The following is an 18,091-nucleotide window of genomic DNA, read 5'->3' as shown; positions in this document are numbered from 1 at the left end:
AGTCAGCCGAGCACCGCGCCGGCGACCCGCAGGAACGCGATGGTGGCGTCCGCCAGGACCGCGACGCCCGCACCGAGCACGGCCACAGTGGGCAGCAGCGACAGCGGGCGCGTCACAGTCGGAGCGCTTCGCAGAGCGCGGACGCGGCCCCCGACTCCGCGGTCGCTGAACGCGAGCGCGGGCGGGGCGGGCGGGACGGCGGCCAGCGCCGCCCGGGCCAGCGACCGCGCGGCGAGTTCACGGTCGGCCACCGCGGTCGCGGCATCTTCGTCCGCCCAGCGCTCGAGCTGAAACGCGATTTGGCCGCGCAGGCGGATCAGGACCGGATTGATCGCGACCGCGACGGCCGCGACCGCCTGATACCGATGGTGCCGGTGCGCGAGATGCGCGCGCTCGTGGGCCAGCAGCACGCGGCGCTCCTCGGCGTCGAGCGCCCGCAGCATGCCGTCGGAGACCACGATCCGGCCAGGCCGGCCGATGCCGCCCGCGACGGCATAGGCGTGCGGACTGGGATCGGTGAACACCACCAGCTCGCCGCGCGCGCCGGCGACGACGCCGTTCATCGCCCGCCGCACCCGGCCGCGGCGGTACAGCGCACTGGCCACCCGGACCACGATCGCCGCGAGCAGCACGGCCGCGACCAGGCCGGCGATCCGCGGCACCGGGTCCAGCCGGCGCAACTGGGCCGCCGAGATCGGCGAATGCTCGAGAATCTCCCCGAGATGGCTCAACCCCGCACCGGCGACCATGACCAATCCCCACAGAGTCCCCGCGCCGACCGCGGTCGCCACCGCGCAAAGAAGGCGCACCGCGGCAGGCGGCGCCAGCCGCCTGCCCGCCAGCGGAAGGCCGCGCACCGCCAGCACCGGAAGCAGCAAAGCCAGATACACGTCGACTCTCACCGCCGGCCGCCCTGGGGACGATCGCCCTCGTCGAGCATCTCGCGCAGCGCCGCCGCGTCCTCGGGCCCGAGGGTCGTCACGAACTTCTGCAACGCGGCCCCCCGGTCCCGGGCCTCGCGCAACGCCACGTTCATCCGTTCGGCAGTGAGCTCGGCATGCGCCCGCCGCGGCGAGTACACGTGCCCGCGCCCCGATGCCGCCCGTTCGGCCAGGCCCTTCTCGTGCAATCTGGTCAGCACGGTCAGCACCGTCTTGTACGAGAGATCCGTCCCCACCGCCTCGTGCACCGCCGCACCGGACAGCGGCGCCGGAGCAGCCCACAGCGCGGCCATCACTTCCGACTCCAGCGCGCCCGCCGCGCGCCGTGCCCGCGATCCGTCTCCGCCGGGCATGGTCCTCCTCAGTCCGTTCTCGCGGCACGGCCCCGCCCGCGCGCCCGCTCGGCTCGCCGGCCGCGAGCACCACGAGGGTACCTGCCGGACGCCGCCGCCCGGCTGCTGTCGCCGGACGGCGGACCGTCTCCGGGCACCGCCCGGGATTCGTCCCGGTCCTGGAAACGCCCGGGGCTCACCGCTTCCAGACGCCGGTGATCGGCCGGGCGGAAGCGGCCTCTCCGAGCGGTGCCAGGCCGTACATGTCCTCGACGGTGCGAAGAACGCTGTAGTGGTCGATCGGCTGGGCGCTGCGCGTCGTGCGCACCATCGGCCCGGACAGGATCGTCGGGATCCGATTGGCGGGGGTCCCGGTGTCCTCGTCGAAGGTCACGATGAGGAGGCTGTTGTGCGCCTGCGCCCACCGGGCGTATCCGGACAGATTCCCGGCCGCCCAGCCGTCTCCCGCGGAAACCGGGCAATCGTGCATGTCGTGGCACATGTCGGGGATCACGAACGACACCGTGGGCAGCGTCGAGTAATCGGCGGGGAAATGCCGATAGGTCCGGTTCGCGCTGGGCGGCACGTTGCTGAAATCGGGCAAGGGGTTGTGTTTGCGACGGTAGGCGCCGTCAGCCGAGGAACACCCGGCGAATCCGTCGCGCGGCATGCCTTCCGCGAACCCGGCGAACCGGAATCCGGCATCGGTCAACTGGCTCGCCAGGTTGGGCCGCGCACCGAGGTCCCGCGGGCAGGAATCGTCGGCGACGCCCTGCGGAGAGCCGGAGAACAACGCCACGTAGTTCGGCTGGCTGGGATGCGCGATGCCGTGCGAATCGGACAGGCTCGCCCCCGCTGCCGCGAGCGAGGAGAGATAGGGAGCGCCGGCCGCCCCGTCGACCTCGGTCTCGCCCTCGTTCTCGAAGATCGCCACGACGACGTGGTCCGGCCGGGGAAGGCTTGCCGGAGCAGCGGCGGCTGCCGACGGGTGCGCCCGCGGGTACGGCGTCGGTCCGGACGAGGCGCACCCGGCCAGCAGAAGCAGCGCACCGCCCAGCGCCGCCGCCCGGCTCACCCGTTTCCCGCGATACACCGGACCTCCTCGCCGCACTCCGGACCTGGCATTCGTCTCGCGGTCACGCGGAACACACAAGCACGACTTCTACAATAATGTAGAAGCGTTGACCGTCAGGAATCGAGCCCATGCCCTCTCTCCCCGCGCCCGGCCCTCACCTCCTCGCGTTCCCGGCAGCGGGAACACGACCACGTCGAGCCCGAGGGGACGCCTTCGCCGCGGTGCCGGAGAACCGCTCGTGAACCGCCCGTACCCGCCCGGCGAGCCGCCGCACTGGCCCCGCGGCCGCCACCCGGGGCCGATCCCGCCCCGGCGGTCGGCCGGGCCGGGGCGGCCCGCGGATCCGCGCAACCAGCCGGAGCCGGAACTGCTCACGCATCGGCTGCCCGCCCCGCCCCCGCTGCCGGCCGCCCGGCCCAGGCCGGCCGGCCCACGCAACCCGCCGCCGCCGAGCGGGCCCGCCCGGCCGCGAGTGCCGCGGAAGAAGCTCTGGCGGCGCATCCGGCGCGGCCTCTACGTCCTGGCCGGCGTGTGCCTGCTCGGCCCGGTCATCGCCTTCGTCGTCGCGTACCAGTTCGTGCGGGTGCCCGATCCGACAGCGCTCGCCGCCGCGCTCAACCAGCCGGTCACCCTGTACTACGCGGACGGCTCCGTGATGTACACCAAGACCGGAACCGCAGGCAATCGCCAGCTGGCCACCTGGGACCAGATCCCGCAGTCGATGAAGAACGCGCAGATGGCCGCCGAGGACGAGACCTTCATGACCAACTCGGGCTTCGACCTCAACGCGATCGTGCGCACGGTCTGGAACCGGCTCAACGGCGGCACCGGCGGCGGCTCCACCATCGGGCAGGAGTACGTCAAGAAGGCCACCGGCAACGACCAGCCGACGCTCGCCCGCAAGATGGCCGAGATGGTCGAGTCCTACAAGATGACGAACACCTATTCCAAACAGGACATCCTGACCGCCTACCTGAACACCGTCTACTTCGGACGCGGCGCGTACGGGATCAAGGCGGCGGCCAAAGCGTTCTACGGGGAAGACGTCAGCAAGCTCACCAACGAACAGGCCGCGCTGCTGGCCGGGATGGTCCAGCTGCCGTCCTACGCGGACAAGCCCGCCTACGAGCAACAGCGCTACCGCTACGTGCTGGGGCGGATGCTCGCCAACCACTGGCTCAGCCAGGCGGAATACGACTCGGCCGCCTTTCCGGCGCCGATCGCCCAGACGAGCGCGGGATCCGGCCCGGCCCTTTCCCCCACCCGCCAGTACATCGTCGCCGCGGTGTTCGACGAGCTGGCCAAGAAGGGCCTCCCGGAACAGGCGTTGTCCCGGTCCAGAGCCAAGATCTACACCTCGATCCAGCCCCCCGCGCAGACCGACGCCGAACACGCGGTCGCGAAGATCACCTCAGCCGACCGCGGCTATCCGCACGAAGGCGCCGCACTGGTTTCGGTCGACCCGTCCACCGGCGGGATCGTGGCGTACTACGGAGGGGACGGCTCGACCTCCTACGATCTGGCCAGAACCCCGCAACAGCCCGGTTCCTCGTTCAAGCCCTATGTCCTCGCCGCCGGCCTGCGCACCGACCCGGGCCGCATCGGGCTGAACACCGTCTACGACGGCAGCGACAACCAGACCATCGACGGGCAATTGGTGCACAACTCCGACGGCGAGGGCGCCAGCCGGATCACCGTCAAGGACGCCATGACCAAGTCCGTCAACACCGTCTTCTACCGCATGGGCGCGCAGGCCGGAGTCAACAACGTGCGGCAAGCCGCCTGGGACGCGGGAATCCCGAAACGCATCACTTCCTCGCTGGGGTCCGCCTTCGACTCGCTCCAGCAAGACGACCCGGTCACCGGCAACGGAACCGGCAGCACCCAGCTCGGGATCTCGATCGGCCAGTACCCGGTCCGGCCGATCGACCAAGCCCAGGGCTACGCCACCTTCGCGAACGACGGGAAGTACCTCCCGGCGCACTTCGTCACGAAAGTGACGGACGGGACCGGAAGCCAGCTGTACCGGTTCGACACCGCGGCCGTTCCGGCATTCGGCTCCGACCCCGCCGCCAGCGCCGCGATCGCGCACACCGTCACCGCGTCGATGACCGACGTCGCCTCGTCGTCCGGCGACGGCTTGCGAGGCGGCCGCCCGAACGCGGCCAAAACCGGAACGGCCCAATTCAACAACACCGGGCACAACTCGGAAGCCTGGATGGTCGGCTACACCCCGCAAAACGTCACCGCCGTCTGGTTCGGCAACACCCAGCAGCCCGCACCGATCTACGGCAACTACCACAACGGCATCGGCTCCGATCACGGCTACGACGTCTACGGACGCGAAGAACCCGGTTACATCTGGCAGGACTTCATGAACGCCTACCTCGCCGGGCAGCCCGCGCGCGACTTCCCGCCCGCCCCCGCGGGCACCGCCGCCCCGGCCACGACCGGCAACCCGGCGCCGGCCACCTCGAACCAGACCACACCGGACACGCCGACGACCGCCCCGGCAACCACGCCCTCCACCACCGCCGCGCCGACCACGTCCGACCAGCCGACGAGCCCGCAACCCACCGCTGCGTGCGGCCCCAGTTGCCCGACCACCACGCCCGGCCGGCGGCACCACGGTCCGGGTCCGGGCAGCGGCGGGTAAGAGCACCGCCTCGCCCGGCCCCGCCGGAGGATTGCCGGTGCCGGCGCCTACGTGACGAAGCCGCTGCTCGACGCCCGCATCCTCGCGCTGCCGCGGCGCGCCGCACCGATCCGGCACTGCGACGTCCGCGTCGGCGATCTGCCCCGATCGATCAGTTCGGGTAGCCCGCCGGTGTCCCTGCGGTCTGCACGGCGTAGCCGGTGGCGCTGCCCGAGCCGCCGAGGGCGGGGCTGTCCTGGGTGTAGGCGATGTGCGCGAACCCGTTTTGGTCGGTGTCGACGCCGAAGTCGTCGAGCAGCTGACGGCCTCCGGTGCAGCTGACGCCGCCCTCGCAGATGGCACCCTTGTGCACGGGGACAACCTGGGTGGTCGACCAGCCGCTGCCGGTGTTCTGCGCGAAGTAGACGTACCAGGTCTGCCCGTCGGGGGTGCCGTAGTAGACGAGGTCGGTGCCCGCGCTGGTGGCGACGTGCCAGGGAAAGACAGCCCGCTTGGAAGTGCTTACCGGACCGGAACAGCTCCAGGTGTCGCCGTGGTCGGCCGAGGTGGCGACGTAGACGGCGGTGTCGTTGGAGACGACGTAGGACAGGGTGCCGTTCGGTGCGACCGAGACGTTGGGGAAGTTGTGGCCCAGCCCGGCTGCGCCGAAGGCCGTCGTGCAGGGGATCGGTTTGCTGGTCCAGGTGTGCCCGCCGTCGGCGGAGACGCCGAGGAACGCTTCGTTGAACTCGCTGCCGGAGGATGAGCTGGGCGCGACGAACGATTGGTAGGCCCAGAAGCCGCCGGACACCGGAGAGGCATTGCGGTGGTCGATCGCCAGGTTGCCGAGTTCGTTGTTCATTGCTTTGTAGTCGGTGTCCGGGATTACGCGGGCGACGTGCGTGTAGAGAGTGCCGCCGTTGTCGGAGCGAAGTACATCGATGTTGTTGGTGAGGATGTCGTGGTAGGTCAGCAGCGAGGTGTCGGCGCCGTAGGCGGCGATCCATTCCCGGTCGTCGAGCGGCAAGCCGGCCTGGACCGGGGTTTGGCTGAAAGTGCGGCCGTTGTCGTCGGACACCGCGACGTTGACCGAGGCGAGGTTCAGGCTCGCGACGTAGATCCGGTAGGTGCCGGCGGCGGATTTCTCCGGTGCGAAAGCGCTGTCGGTGTCCCCGCCCGACAGGCCGATGCCGCCGATCGCGTTGGGCTGGCCCGCGTAGGTCAGCCCGCACGCGGCCGCGGTGCTCGGGCCCTGCCAGTACTGGCTGCCGCCGCCGAGGCCGTTCTCGGAGCTGAGCCCCACCAGACCGGCCTTCGACACGTGGATCGACGGCTCGCCGGCCGCGTTGGCGCCGCACCCGCTCGCACCCGCGTTCTGCACCTGCAACTGACCGGTGGCGAAAGCGGAGCCGGCCGCCTCCGCCCGATGACGGCTCGCCGCTGCCGGTGCCGCCACTGCCAGGAGGACCGCCGCGGCGAACACCGTCGTCTTGGACAGCCGGTTCTCGGAGTTCCGCATGGTTTCCTCCAGCCTCGATGCCAGACGGCCTGACAAAGGAGAGGGAACTCGGCGACGACTATGACGTGCGTCACCGAATCTGTCGAAGCTCGTTGCCTAACAGCGGGCATGGACCGCATTTCGGGAGGTCTTCTGATGACGTCGTGTGCGCGCCGAGTGGCCCTGATCGCGGCAGCAGTGCTGTTGACCGCACCTTCGGGAGTGGCTGACGCTACGGCCGGGGCCGGGGCCGGGGCGTACACCGTGCGCACCCTGCACTTCGACGTGCTGGTCGGGCCCGGCGGGGTGCAGCGCTGCGACATCGTCGGCGACCTGTACACGCCAGCCGACGCCGGTCCGGGCCACCGCGTGCCGTCCATCCTCACCACCAACGGGTTCGGCGGGTCCAAGGACGATCAGGCCGGAATCGCGCGATACTTCGCCGCGCACGATTACGCGGTATTGTCCTATTCCGGCCTCGGCTTCGGCGGTTCGGGCTGCAAGATCACACTGGACGACCCGGATTGGGACGGGCAGGCCGCGAGCCAGCTGGTGAGCTTCCTCGGCGGCGCCGACGGGATCGCCTACGCGGATGCGGCACACGCGCAGCCGGTCGCGGGCGCCGACTACGTGGTGCGCGATCCGGTGGACCACGCCGGCCGGACTGACGCCGCGGATCCCCGGGTCGGCATGATCGGCGGTTCCTACGGCGGCGAGGTGCAGTTCGCGGCCGCTTCGGTCGACCCGAGGATCGACACCCTCGTCCCGCTGATCACCTGGAACGACCTGTCCTACTCGCTGGCCCCGAACAACACCGATCTCCGCACTGGCGTCACCTCGGCCACCCCCGGGGTCACCAAGCTGACCTGGCCGCTGCTGTTCTTCACCGAGGGCGCGGTCTTGGACAGCGCGACGGGCTTCACCAGCGACCCGTCGAGGGTGATCGGCTGCCCCAACTTCACCACTGACATCTGCGCGGACCTCGCGGCGTCCGGGACGCTGGGCTATCCGACACCGGACACGCTCGCGCTGACGCGGCATGCGTCGGTGTCCGCCTACGTCAACCGGATCCGCGTTCCGGTCCTGCTGGCGCAGGGCGAGAACGACACGCTGTTCAACCTCAACGAGGCGGCCGCCACGTACCGAGCGCTCAGGGCCCAGGGCACGCCGGTGAAGATGATCTGGCAGTCCTGGGGTCACTCCGGTGCCACCCCCGCGCCCGGCGAGCTGGACCTCGCCGGCCCGGACCCGGCCGCCCAGTACGAAGCCGCCCGCGTGACCAGCTGGTTCAACCAGTACTTGCGCGGCGGCCAGCCGGACGCATACCCCGGATTCGCCTATTTCCGCGACTGGATCGACTACACCGGCATCGCCACCCCGGCCTACGGCAGCGCCCCCGCCTACCCGGTGGGCACGGGCATGAAGTTCTTCCTCTCCGGCAGCGGCGACCTGGTCACCGATCCGAGCGGTGTCCGGGCCGGGGCACAAAGCTTCCTCACACCCCCGGCCGGATTCCCGACCAGTTCGTCCGGAATCGACGCGTTTTCGCCGAACCTGCCGCCCGACGAGAATCTCCCTGGGACTTACGCTTCCTGGACCGGCCGCCCACTGGCCGCGCCACTCGAAGTGGTCGGCGAGCCGCAGCTCGAGGTGAAGGTGCAGGCGCCCACCACGGCGGTCAGCAGCACGCTCGGTCCAGCCGGCCAGCTCGTGCTGTTCGCCAAGCTGTACGACGTGGCGCCGGACGGCACGGAAAGCCTCGTGCACAACCTGATCGCCCCGGTCCGGCTGTCCGATCCGGCCAAGTCCGCGCGCATCACACTGCCCGCCGTCGTGCACCAGTTCCCGGCCGGGCACGCGATCCGCGTCATGCTCGCCAGCGGCGACCTCAACTACCGGGCGGGCCTGGTCGCGGCGCCTGTCACGGTGAGCACCGGAGACACCGGTCAGGTCCTCACCCTGCCGACCACCGGTCGCTGAGCGCGGGGACCGCTCGCCCGCCGTCCGGGAGAACCGACCGGCTCCGCCCGCGACCACGGACCCGGCTTGCCCGCCGCTCACGGCCGCCCCAGGTCTGTTCCATGCCGGGCTTCAGACCTCTTCTCCCCCGGTATTCAGCGGTGAACCCGCCGCAGCCGAAAAGCACAAGAATCAATTCCGGTGGCCCTGGCCGGGTTTCTTCTCGTGACTGACCCGGATCCGAGAGCGGGCGTCCCTTCGCCCGGACGACGCGGGAGACGACAGCCGGGACTCGGCGTCGACGCCGAGGACGAAGACCGTTTCGATCGGAGGGTCAGCGAGCCCCCGTCGCGCAGCGCCCCGGCCGCTTTCCCGATGTCGCCAGCCGCCGCGGTCGCCCGCACAGCCTTCACCAGTCCGGTCCGGGTGCCGTCCTCCGGCAGGCACGCACAGCCGCCCGCGACCCTCGGTCACCCGGCGGCGAACCGGGCCTCGACCGTCGACCCGGCCGGGTCGGAGTGCATCCGCACCAGGTCCGCGAGATGGTTCACCAGCAGCAATCCGCGGCCGCGGACCTGGTCCGGCGGAGCCGGGAGGCGGCCGGCCATCGGATCCGCCAGCCACCCCTCGTCCCGGACCTGGCACACCAGTTCGCCGTCCGCGAACCCCAGCCGCACCACCGCGGATCCGCTGCCGTGCTCCACGCTGTTGACCGCCAGCTCCGACACCGCCATCACCGCGTCCTCGACCCGGTCCTCGGGCAGGCCGTGCCGCCGCGCCGTCTCTGCCGTCACCAGACGGAGGTCGCCAAGATCGGGTTCGGCGACGGCAAAGGACCGCGCGCCGAGCGGCGGCGGCAGCTCACGGTTGTAGTCGGCGACCACCGCGTCGGGCGCGTAATCGCCGCTCTCGCGCCACTCCCCCGCGCCCTCGATCAGCCAGGGATGCGTCCGGAGAGCATCCGCCAGCTCGGTCGCGCCCAGCGCTTCGGCGTCGTAAGGACACAGGATGGTCGCCCACCGGCCATGGAAAGCCAGGTTGATCAACGCCTCGTGCTGAGCGCACGCCGGATACTCCGCCGACGACCGGCCCGCCCAGACCGGCTCCCCGACGATCCGCACATGCTCGTCCGGATGCGCGTCGGCGAACGCGCGCAGCACGCCCGGAATGATCCGCCCCGGGTTGCGGCCTGCCTCGGTCATGTCGACCAGCAGCGCCCGATCCGCGTCCGCACCCAGCTCGGCCCGCACCAGGTCCACGTGCTCCGGCGGCGCGGCGACCGCTGCTGGCTCGTCCGCGGCCAGCCCGTCCCGGACGAACGGGACGACGCCCGCCAAGAACTCGGCGGCACCCCGGTAGAACAGCGCCGGATGCAGGAACGCTCGGGCCCGCATCACGGACGCCGCGCGGGCAACGACGATTCCTCCGAGCGCATCACGATCACTTCCTCACCGCCGCCACCCTGCCGGCAAGCTCGGGTCACTATGCCCAACGCTATCCCTCCCTGCCAGGTCGACGCACGGTCGAAGCGAACGTGCCGGTCATTTCGGCAAGCCGAATTGGCCCCGGTTCGGCACTTTGAGCTCTAGCGATGGTTGAGGTGAGGTCCCGGCAGGCGACACCTAAGCACCGTGCGCGTCGCCCGCATACCCTTTCCCCAGTGCCGACGCGTTCCCCAGACGAACCATCGCCACCAATGCCCGCGATGTCGTCGCCCCGACTCGAAGCTCCTTCCGCAACGTCTCCGCAGAAATCGGACGCCTGTGCAGTCGCCAGTGCTCAGCATCGGCCCGACGGGCCCGCTCCACCAACTCCCCGTCAAGATCACCAGCGCCCCCGGCCGCGGCCCCCAGCCGCTCCCGGCTGTCCGGCGCCAACGGCTCGCACATCGCCCGCTCCACGCCTTCATCCCGGTGGCCCACAGCGCAAGACCCGGGCAACCACGCTGATCCGGCACCGGTGCTGGCAGCGCTCAACGCCCGAAGCAGGCCGGGGCCAGCCTCAGCCCAGCCGACCAGGAGCAGCGGGCCTACCGAGTCGAACGCTGCTCTGCCCCATTGACCAGCACATACCGGATCAGCGACATTCAACAGCAGAGTCACCACACTCGCGGCCAGCAGCAGGCGACGCGCCGGGCGCAGCACGTCGTCGCCAACGCCCGACAACGCCAGATGCCGCGTACCCACCAGCAACCCAAGGACGGTCAGGTCGACAGCGGGCGCCACCAGCGGGGCCACGAACACTGGAACCTGCAGCTTCAGCGCCAAAGTCAAGACATTCCCGAAGCCGAACGTGAACGTGAGTCCAACGACTGATCCCATGGTGACCGTGACAAACTGCGCCACCGTTCGCGAATTGGCACTCACGACGAACTCCTCGCGGACCTGAGTCCGAAGGTGGCCTCCACCACCAACGTCCCGGCGAGAACCTCCTGGTCAGCCCCGTTCCCATCCTTGGGCAGTCCTGCCGAGGGCACATCTTCTTCACTTCTTTTTCCGGCTTCTGACGACAGGCCTCTCTCGGCCGATGTCAGGTGGCTCCTGAACCGCAGGGACTCCCTCACCACGGTGCCCGGCCGCTATTTCGCTAGCCCAGGCTTCCCGCTTTCGGCGACCCGCAGCAACGCCTTCCCGATCACCGCGGCTTCCTCATCGCTGAGGTGCGCCGAGAAATGCCGCTCGATGCTCTCCAGGTAGACCGGCGCGGTCTTGCGCAGCGCGCGGACGCCCTCGTCGGTGATCACCGCCCAGCTGACCCGGCGGTCGTCCGGCTCCGGGCGCTTCGTCACCAGCTCGGCACGGACCATCTCGTCGACCAGCCTGCTCACCCGCGTCCGGCTGAGCACCACGCGTTCGGCGACCTCCGCCATCCGCAGCCCCTTCTTTCCGGCCGCGTTCAGTTCCAGCAGGACGTCGTACCAGGCCAGGGGCACGGTCCCGCCCCGCTGCACGTCGGTTTCGATGGCTCGCACCGCGGCGCTGTGCGCGAGCAGCATCGCCCGCCACGCGTCCAGGCCGATCTTCGGGTCGCTCACGCCTCCCAGTGTAGGTCATTGCGTGCGGGCGCACTTAATGAGTAAAGTGCGTGCGTACGCACTTAAATCCTGAGGAGGCACCGATGGTCGAACCCATCACGCGCGACGAGGTCAAGAAACACATCGACGCGGGATCGGCGATCGTCGTCGAGGCGCTGCCCGCCGACTACTACGCGAAGGCGCATCTGCCCGGCGCGCTCAACCTGCCGGTCGACGACGTCGAGCAACTCGCGCCGACCTTGTTGCCGCACAAGGACTCCGCGGTGATCGTCTACTGCGCCGACTCCCCTTGCCAGAACTCCGCCACCTTCGCGAAGCATTTGGCGGAACTCGGATACACCCAGGTCTTCGACTACGACGAGGGCAAAGCCGACTGGATCGCGGCCGGACTGCCGACCGAATCCGGCCGTTGAGAGCAAAGGACGGAAACGCCATGACAGACGCAACCCGCGTGGTCGCCGGAACGGAACTTCCCGCCGCGGGGACCTGGAACGTCGACCCCGGGCACGCCGAGGTCGGTTTCGTGGGCAGACATTTCCTGCTGACCAAGGTCCGCGGCCGGTTCACCGGGGTGGACGCCACGGTGGAAATCGGCGAGAAGATCGAGGACACCACGGTGCGCGCGGTCATCGAAATGGCCACTGTGGACAGTGGAGATCAGACCCGGGACGACCATCTGCGTTCCGGCGATTTCTTTGACGTGGAACAGCATCCGCGGGCCACTTTCGAATCGACCTCGGTCACCGTGACCGGCACCGAGGCGACCATGGTCGGAGACCTGACCATCAAGGGCGTTACGCGTCCGGTCACCCTCGCCGTGGAGTATCTCGGGCACGCGCGCGATCCGTGGGGGAACGACCGCGCGGTGTTCTCCGCTCGCGGCAAAATCAACCGCGAGGATTGGGGGCTGGTCTGGAACATGGTCCTGGAATCGGGAGGCCTGCTGGTCTCGAAGGAAATCGAACTCGTCCTTGAGATCGAGGCGATTCGCGCTTCCTGAGTGGACAGTGGACCGGCCGGGTTGGCCGCCGCGCCAACCCGGCCGCTCAGTTCGCCTCAGTGAGGACCGCAGCGAGAGCGAACTGTTCCCGCGCCGCTGCCTCCTCGCCTCTCGCCTGGCGGCAAGCCCCAAGCCGGTTTCGGACTTCGATCTCTGCCCACGGCGACATCTGATCGGTCAACGCGCTCAGTGCCCGCAGATGATACGAGAGTGCGAGATCCAGATTCCCCAATTCCTGTTCCGCAGAACCGAGCCGCGAAAGCGAACTCACCAGTAACAACCGGTCGTCGAGTCGCTCAGCCAATTCGACTGCCTCGCGCAAGGGTTCCGCCGCGTCTGGGCGGCCCAGATGCAGGCGGACGCTGCCGATGTGGCTGGATGCCCGGCCAAGCATCGCCGGATTTCCCGTTGCGACCGCGACTTCTCGCGATTCGGCGAAACGGACGAGCGAGCGTTCGTATTCGCCGTGCTTGAAGTGCACATACCCTAGGCCCGAAACCGCACGTTCGACTAACCAGCTGTCCGCCACTTCCTCGGCCAGTGTCCGGGCCTCGGTCAGCACTTGTTCCGCTTCGTCCAGCGGTCCGGCGAACATCGTGACCATTCCCAGTCCGCACAAGCCCCGTGCGGTTTCTCGCCGGTCGCCGTTTTCCCGGCTGATCCGCAGGCCTTCCTCGCACCATTCCCTCGCCTGGACGGGATCGCCCAGCCCGAGGTATGCCCAGCCGAGTCCGAACCGCAGTGCCGTCCTCATCCGCTGATCCGCCACGTTGTCTACTTCGGACAGAGCAACTTCCAGCAGGGCAACGCATTCCCGGTACCGGATGCGGCGCACGAGGTAGTCGACGGCTCCTTCGGCGATCCAGCACGCGTAGTCCGGATGGCCCGCGGCGACTGCGGACGAGACGACTTCCACCAGGTCGCCCGCCTGGTCCAGCCACGCCGACGCGTCGACGAGTCCCGTGAAAGGCGAGTCGGTGGGTGCCGGGCCGCTGGGGAAACCAGGTTCGCCCCATTCGCTCGCGGCGCGGCAGGCGTGCAGGTAGACACCTAGTCCGCTCGCGACGTCGGGTTCGTCCGCGGCGAGGCGGCGCGCGTAGACGGCGACCAGGTCGTGCATCCGGTACCGGCCCGCGGCGGGCGCTTGCACCAGGTTCGCGTCGACCAAGTCTTCGAGCACGCTTTCCGCCTCGCGCCGGGGACAGCCGAGCATCGCGGCGAGGACGAGTTCGTCGAATTCAGGCGCGGGCGCGCGGCCCAGGGTGCGGAAGGCACGTTGAGTTTTAGGCGGAAGCTGGTCATAGGAAAGCCGGAACGCGGCCTCGACGCTGCGTTCCTCCGCGGTCAGTTCGCCGAGCCGGTCAGTGTCGTCGGCGAGCCGGTCCGCCAGGTCGCGGAAGGTCCACATCGGACGGTTTTGCAGCCGGGCGCCCGCGATGCGCAGGGCGAGCGGAAGACGTCCGCACAGGCTGGCCAGTTCGCGCACGGCCGCGCGTTCCTGGCTCGCCCGCGCCGGGCCGACGATCCGGCCCAGCAAGCCCGCGGCGGCGTCGGAAGTCAAGGGGCCCAGGGAAATCCGGCGTTCAACGTCCAAACCGGGCAGTCGGCGACGGCTGGTGATCAGCACCCGGTTTCCGGTTCCGCCGGGCAGCAGCGGGCGGACCTGCTCGGCGCTGATCGCGTCGTCCAGCACCAGAACCAGGCGCAGCGGAGCGGTGGCGGCGCGCCAGTTCGCGGACAATTCGTCCAGGTCATCCGGAATGTTCTGCTCGTTGACGCCCGCCGAGCGCAGCAATCGGCGCACCACCCGCACCGGCGTGAGCGGAGCGCGGCTGGTGCTGTGCCCGTGCAGTGCGACGAACAGGCAGCCGTCAGGATGTTCCTCGCGCAGCAGTTGGGCCGCGCGCACCGCCAACGCCGTTTTCCCAGACCCGGGCACTCCGTCCACTGCGGACACTGCGCTTCCGGGCGCGACGAGCCGGGTGAGTTCGTCGTCGCGGCCGGACAGTTCCCCGACGTCGTGCGGAAGCTCGTCCCGGATCCTGGGTGCCGTGGCTGGCCGTGCCGCGACGCCGAGCGCTCCGTCATCGCCGCGCAGCACCGCCTCGTGCACGCGACGCAGATCTTCGCTGGGTTCCAGCCCCAGCTCATCACGCATCCGGACGCGGAACTCGCGCCAGGTGTCGAGCGCGTCGCTCTGCCGGCCGGCCCCGTAAAGGGCCCGCATGAGCAGGCCGGTCAGCGGTTCGCGGTCCGGATGCTCGGCGAGCAGCGCCGTCACCTCGCCGATCGCCGACGCGTAGTCGCCCAGCCGGATCAACGCGTCCGTCCGGCCCTCGACCAGCCCGACGCGGCGTTCGACGAACCGCCTTCGCTCCCGTTCGGCGAAAGGGCCGGGCAGTCCGGCCAGCGGAACGCCCTCGTAGAACGCCAGCGCCTGCCCGTACCCGTCGGCGGCCGCGGCGAGCGAGCCAGCTGCGGCGGCTTTCTTGGCTTGGGCGGCGATCTCGTCGACCCGCACCGCGTCCACCCCGACGCCGGCCCCGGCGAAGCGGTACCCGCCCGGATCGGTCCGGAGCACGGATTTCGCGTCCGCACCGGCCGCGGCCAGGGATTTCCGCAGCTGATAGATGTAGCCGGGCACGCCGTCGCTCTCAGGCGGATGCTCGCCCCACACCCGGTCGACCAGTTCGGCCCGGCTGACCGTGACGTCCGGCCGCAGCAGGAGCGCGACCAGCATCGTCGTCCGCAGCACCGGCCCGAGTTCCAGCGGCTGCCCGCCGTACCAGCCGCGGACCGGCCCGAGCACCGCGAACTCCAGCCGGGACCCGGGCTCGCGCTCCGCCCCTCCCCGGCCGGTTCGCACGGCACCCGACGACATACCGAGAGTTTAAAGCAGCTCGCCGGTGTCCCCCAGGAGAGCTACCCGCAGGTGTCCACCGCGCGGGGACGTTTTCGCCCGACCGGATCAGTAGCGTTTTCCGCCATGAAGGGGTATTCGATGCACAAGGCCGGGGGAACCGCGGCGGTGATCGCGGCCTGTCTGCTTCTGGCGGGATGCGACGAGGAAACAGAAGCGGATTCGGCACCGAGCAGCGCACCGGTCAGCCAGGCCGCGTTCACCGGCGCGAAGAAAATCACCGTGGACGGCAAATCGGTGAACGTATCGTGTTCGGGAACGCTCGAGAAAGGCAAGCCAGTCGTCGTTCTGCTGCACGGAGGCGGCGACGCGCTGGACAAATTCGCCAGTCTGCAGGAAACGCTGGGCAAGAAGAACCGGGTGTGCTCCTACGACCGGCTCGGCGCGGGCGGCAGCGATCAGCCCGCCGACCGGCAGACGTTCGAGACCACCGGAAAGGTGCTGACCGGCGTCCTCGGCCAGCTCGCCGCGGATTCGCCGGTCGTGCTGGCCGGGCATTCGCTCGGCGGGCTGATCGCCGCCCGCTACGCCCCGGACCACCAGGACAAGGTCAAGGGCCTGGTGCTGATGGACGCCACCTCGCCGACCCAGGGCGCGGACCTGACCAAGGAAATCCCCGCCGACGCCACCGGGGACGCGGCCGATCTCCGCGCGCAGACCCTGGCGGTCTTCAACGGCGAAAGCCCGGAAAAACTGGTCGTCGCCGACGCGGACGTGAAATCCGCCGGGGACATTCCGGTCGAGGTGATCAAGCACGGGAAGGAATATCTCGCGCAACTGCCGCAGTACGGTCCGGGATTGGAACGGGCGTGGACCGAGGGCCAGGTGAAGTGGCTCGCGCTTTCCAGCCGCAGCGAACTGACCGTCGCGAAAACCAGCGGGCATTACATTTACCAGGATCAGCCGGACGTCGCCGTGCGGGAAATCGAGGACGTCGCCGCGCGAGTCGCGGGTTAATCGACCACTCCGTGCCGATAAGCGTAAACGACCGCCTGCACCCGGTCGCGGACGCCGAGTTTGGCGAGCATGCGCGAAACGTAAGTCTTCACGGTCTCCTGGCTGAGCACGAGCGCCGCGGCGATTTCGCTGTTGGAAAGGCCTTCCGCGACCAGGCGGAGGACTTCCAGCTCGCGCGGGGCCAGCGGGAGGTCGCCCGGGTCCGCGGCAGCGGGGCGGATCCGGGTGGCGTACCGGCCGACGAGCTGGCGCGTCACCTCGGGGTCGAGCAGCGCCGCGCCGGACGCGACGGTCCGGATCCCGTGCAGCAGCTGGTCCGGCGGAGCGTCCTTGAGCAGGAACCCGGAAGCCCCGGCGCGCAACGCCTGGTAGACGTTCTCGTCGAGGTTGAAGTTGGTCACCACCAGCACTTTCACCGGTGCCGCGACGTCGGAGCCGGCCAGCAGACGGGTCGCGGTGATGCCGTCGAGCACCGGCATCCGCACGTCCATCACGACGACGTCCGGGCTCAGCTCGCGAGCCAGCTCGACCGCGGCCTGCCCGTCGCCGCATTCGCCCGCGACCTCCAGGTCCGGCTGCGCGTCGATGATCGTCACCAGCCCAGTGCGGACCAGCACCTGGTCGTCGGCGACGAGGACCCGCAACGGCGCGCTCACGCCGGAATCCGGGCCCGGACGCAGAACCCGCCGCTTTCGCCGCGCCCCGCGGCGAAGTCTCCCCCGACGTCGCCGACCCGATCGCGGAGCCCCGCCAGCCCGCGCCCGCTGCCGCCGACCGCCAGGTCGACCTCGCTCTCGGTGCGGACTTCCACGGTGATGTCCTCCTCGCCGTGCCGGACCTCAACCGAAGTCGGGCTGCCGGGCGCGTGTTTGAGGGCGTTGGTCAGCGCTTCCTGCACGACCCGGTACGCCACCTCCGAGTTCGCGGGCGCGCCTACCTCGGTGAACTCCACCGGCTGCCCGGCTCGCCGCGTCTGCTCGACCAGCGTGTCGAGCCCGAGGGCGGGCTGGGCGCCGGGGTTGAGCACGTCGAGCAGATTCCGCAGCTCAGCGATGGCTTGGCGGCCGGTGCCGCTGACCGTGGCGAGGGTCTGGTCGAGCCGCTCGCCGGTGAGATACCGCGCGGATTCGGTCTGCACGACCATCGCGGTCACGTGATGGGTCACGACGTCGTGCAGCTCGCGAGCGATCCGCGCCCGCTCCGCCGCGCGCGTTTCCTCGGCGACCCGGCGGCGCCGTTCGGCCTCCGCGGCGCGGGTGGAGCGCAGCCACGCCCCGATCCCCCACACGACGACCAGCGACAGGTAGAACGCGGCCACTCCCGCCGCCGATTCCCCGCCGCCACGCAGCGGAAACGCGGCCACGAACAGCAGATATGCCACGGTGAACCCGATCGCCGCCGCGCGCCGTCCCCGATCCGCCCGCCAGCCGGCGTTGAGCACCGCGACCGGCAACGCCGAGCCCGCGAACGAGTGGTAACCGCACAACTGGTCGATCGCGAACCCGGCCGACACCAGCGCGAGCACCGCGATCGGCCATCGGCGGCACCCGGCGAGCGACAACGACTGCAACGCGACCGCTCCGACGGCCAGCGCGTCGAACGGCCGCGACGGCAGCCCGCCGAACTGCGTGCCGAACGTCTGCAGGGACGGCAGCAGCGATCCGGCGAACAACACCAGCCCGAGCAGGGGGAACCACACCGCGTGCCGAGCCCGCGAGACCCGCAGGAGGTTGATCACCC

Annotated in this window: 15 protein-coding genes; 5 read left to right on the top strand and 10 right to left on the bottom strand. The window is 70.1% G+C overall.

Annotated elements, in window-relative coordinates; translation table 11 throughout:
• Positions 1–2 precede the first annotated feature (2 nt).
• The 3 genes from FKO37_RS47530 to FKO37_RS11565 form a co-directional block, all read right to left on the bottom strand.
• A complete protein-coding gene (locus FKO37_RS47530; RefSeq protein WP_037365774.1) occupies positions 3–902 on the bottom strand; it encodes a M48 family metalloprotease in 900 nt (299 codons plus the stop codon).
• On the bottom strand, positions 899–1,294 hold the full coding sequence (locus tag FKO37_RS11570) for a BlaI/MecI/CopY family transcriptional regulator (RefSeq protein WP_037365772.1): 396 nt from the start codon (positions 1,292–1,294) through the stop codon (positions 899–901). The genes FKO37_RS47530 and FKO37_RS11570 overlap by 4 nt, the downstream gene beginning before the upstream one ends.
• A gap of 175 nt (positions 1,295–1,469) precedes the next feature.
• Positions 1,470–2,366, bottom strand: a complete 897-nt coding sequence (locus FKO37_RS11565; protein WP_101437981.1) for an alkaline phosphatase family protein — start codon at positions 2,364–2,366, stop codon at positions 1,470–1,472.
• A gap of 220 nt (positions 2,367–2,586) precedes the next feature.
• Between FKO37_RS11565 and FKO37_RS11560 the strand changes: the two genes are divergently transcribed.
• A complete protein-coding gene (locus FKO37_RS11560) occupies positions 2,587–5,004 on the top strand; it encodes a transglycosylase domain-containing protein (RefSeq protein ID WP_143271427.1) in 2,418 nt (805 codons plus the stop codon).
• 151 nt (positions 5,005–5,155) lie between these two features.
• Here the strand turns inward: FKO37_RS11560 and FKO37_RS11555 are convergent, their stop codons facing one another.
• Positions 5,156–6,502 carry a hypothetical protein gene (locus FKO37_RS11555; RefSeq protein ID WP_037365768.1) on the bottom strand — a complete coding sequence of 449 codons (1,347 nt, stop codon included), beginning with the start codon at positions 6,500–6,502 and terminating at the stop codon, positions 5,156–5,158.
• A 201-nt stretch (positions 6,503–6,703) separates the two neighbouring features.
• Between FKO37_RS11555 and FKO37_RS11550 the strand changes: the two genes are divergently transcribed.
• Positions 6,704–8,461 (top strand): CocE/NonD family hydrolase, encoded by a 1,758-nt coding sequence (locus FKO37_RS11550; RefSeq protein WP_235079424.1) that lies wholly within the window; start codon positions 6,704–6,706, stop codon positions 8,459–8,461.
• Between the two features lie 449 nt (positions 8,462–8,910).
• Here the strand turns inward: FKO37_RS11550 and FKO37_RS11545 are convergent, their stop codons facing one another.
• The 3 genes from FKO37_RS11545 to FKO37_RS11535 form a co-directional block, all read right to left on the bottom strand.
• Positions 8,911–9,834: a sensor histidine kinase gene (locus tag FKO37_RS11545; protein WP_037365766.1), complete on the bottom strand. Its 924-nt coding sequence runs from the start codon at positions 9,832–9,834 to the stop codon at positions 8,911–8,913.
• 228 nt (positions 9,835–10,062) lie between these two features.
• Positions 10,063–10,806 carry a hypothetical protein gene (locus FKO37_RS11540; RefSeq protein WP_081655249.1) on the bottom strand — a complete coding sequence of 248 codons (744 nt, stop codon included), beginning with the start codon at positions 10,804–10,806 and terminating at the stop codon, positions 10,063–10,065.
• Between the two features lie 212 nt (positions 10,807–11,018).
• Positions 11,019–11,474 (bottom strand): MarR family winged helix-turn-helix transcriptional regulator, encoded by a 456-nt coding sequence (locus FKO37_RS11535; RefSeq protein WP_238604459.1) that lies wholly within the window; start codon positions 11,472–11,474, stop codon positions 11,019–11,021.
• Between the two features lie 83 nt (positions 11,475–11,557).
• Between FKO37_RS11535 and FKO37_RS11530 the strand changes: the two genes are divergently transcribed.
• Both FKO37_RS11530 and FKO37_RS11525 read left to right on the top strand, forming a co-directional pair.
• Positions 11,558–11,887 carry a rhodanese-like domain-containing protein gene (locus tag FKO37_RS11530; protein WP_238604458.1) on the top strand — a complete coding sequence of 110 codons (330 nt, stop codon included), beginning with the start codon at positions 11,558–11,560 and terminating at the stop codon, positions 11,885–11,887.
• Positions 11,888–11,907: 20 nt separating this feature from the next.
• On the top strand, positions 11,908–12,474 hold the full coding sequence (locus FKO37_RS11525; RefSeq protein WP_238604457.1) for a YceI family protein: 567 nt from the start codon (positions 11,908–11,910) through the stop codon (positions 12,472–12,474).
• 46 nt (positions 12,475–12,520) lie between these two features.
• Here FKO37_RS11525 and FKO37_RS11520 read toward each other — a convergent pair whose 3' ends face one another.
• Positions 12,521–15,355: a BTAD domain-containing putative transcriptional regulator gene (locus tag FKO37_RS11520; RefSeq protein ID WP_238604456.1), complete on the bottom strand. Its 2,835-nt coding sequence runs from the start codon at positions 15,353–15,355 to the stop codon at positions 12,521–12,523.
• Between the two features lie 105 nt (positions 15,356–15,460).
• Between FKO37_RS11520 and FKO37_RS11515 the strand changes: the two genes are divergently transcribed.
• Positions 15,461–16,351 (top strand): alpha/beta fold hydrolase, encoded by an 891-nt coding sequence (locus FKO37_RS11515; protein WP_238604455.1) that lies wholly within the window; start codon positions 15,461–15,463, stop codon positions 16,349–16,351.
• Here the strand turns inward: FKO37_RS11515 and FKO37_RS11510 are convergent.
• Both FKO37_RS11510 and FKO37_RS11505 read right to left on the bottom strand, forming a co-directional pair.
• Positions 16,348–17,007 carry a response regulator transcription factor gene (locus FKO37_RS11510; RefSeq protein WP_238604454.1) on the bottom strand — a complete coding sequence of 220 codons (660 nt, stop codon included), beginning with the start codon at positions 17,005–17,007 and terminating at the stop codon, positions 16,348–16,350. The genes FKO37_RS11515 and FKO37_RS11510 overlap by 4 nt on opposite strands.
• Entirely contained in the window at positions 17,004–18,089 is a 1,086-nt protein-coding gene (locus FKO37_RS11505) for a sensor histidine kinase (protein WP_134667309.1), read from the bottom strand. Before FKO37_RS11505 ends, FKO37_RS11510 begins: the two co-directional genes overlap by 4 nt.
• Positions 18,090–18,091: the final 2 nt, after the last annotated feature.

Origin of the sequence: Amycolatopsis sp. Poz14 (genome assembly GCF_006704225.1) — a bacterium.
GTDB classification, from domain to species: domain Bacteria; phylum Actinomycetota; class Actinomycetes; order Mycobacteriales; family Pseudonocardiaceae; genus Amycolatopsis; species Amycolatopsis nivea.
This window is presented reverse-complemented; position numbering and strand designations above follow the sequence as displayed.

What these genes read in the sequence shown, in the direction of transcription:
- FKO37_RS11570 (WP_037365772.1), bottom strand. Translation starts at nt 1,294, where the DNA reads ATGCCCGGCGGAGACGGATCGCGGGCACGGCGCGCGGCGGGCGCGCTG.
- FKO37_RS11555 (WP_037365768.1), bottom strand. Translation starts at nt 6,502, where the DNA reads ATGCGGAACTCCGAGAACCGGCTGTCCAAGACGACGGTGTTCGCCGCG.
- FKO37_RS11545 (WP_037365766.1), bottom strand. Translation starts at nt 9,834, where the DNA reads ATGCGGGCCCGAGCGTTCCTGCATCCGGCGCTGTTCTACCGGGGTGCC.
- FKO37_RS11530 (WP_238604458.1), top strand. Translation starts at nt 11,558, where the DNA reads ATGGTCGAACCCATCACGCGCGACGAGGTCAAGAAACACATCGACGCG.
- FKO37_RS11525 (WP_238604457.1), top strand. Translation starts at nt 11,908, where the DNA reads ATGACAGACGCAACCCGCGTGGTCGCCGGAACGGAACTTCCCGCCGCG.
- FKO37_RS11520 (WP_238604456.1), bottom strand. Translation starts at nt 15,355, where the DNA reads ATGTCGTCGGGTGCCGTGCGAACCGGCCGGGGAGGGGCGGAGCGCGAG.
- FKO37_RS11515 (WP_238604455.1), top strand. Translation starts at nt 15,461, where the DNA reads ATGAAGGGGTATTCGATGCACAAGGCCGGGGGAACCGCGGCGGTGATC.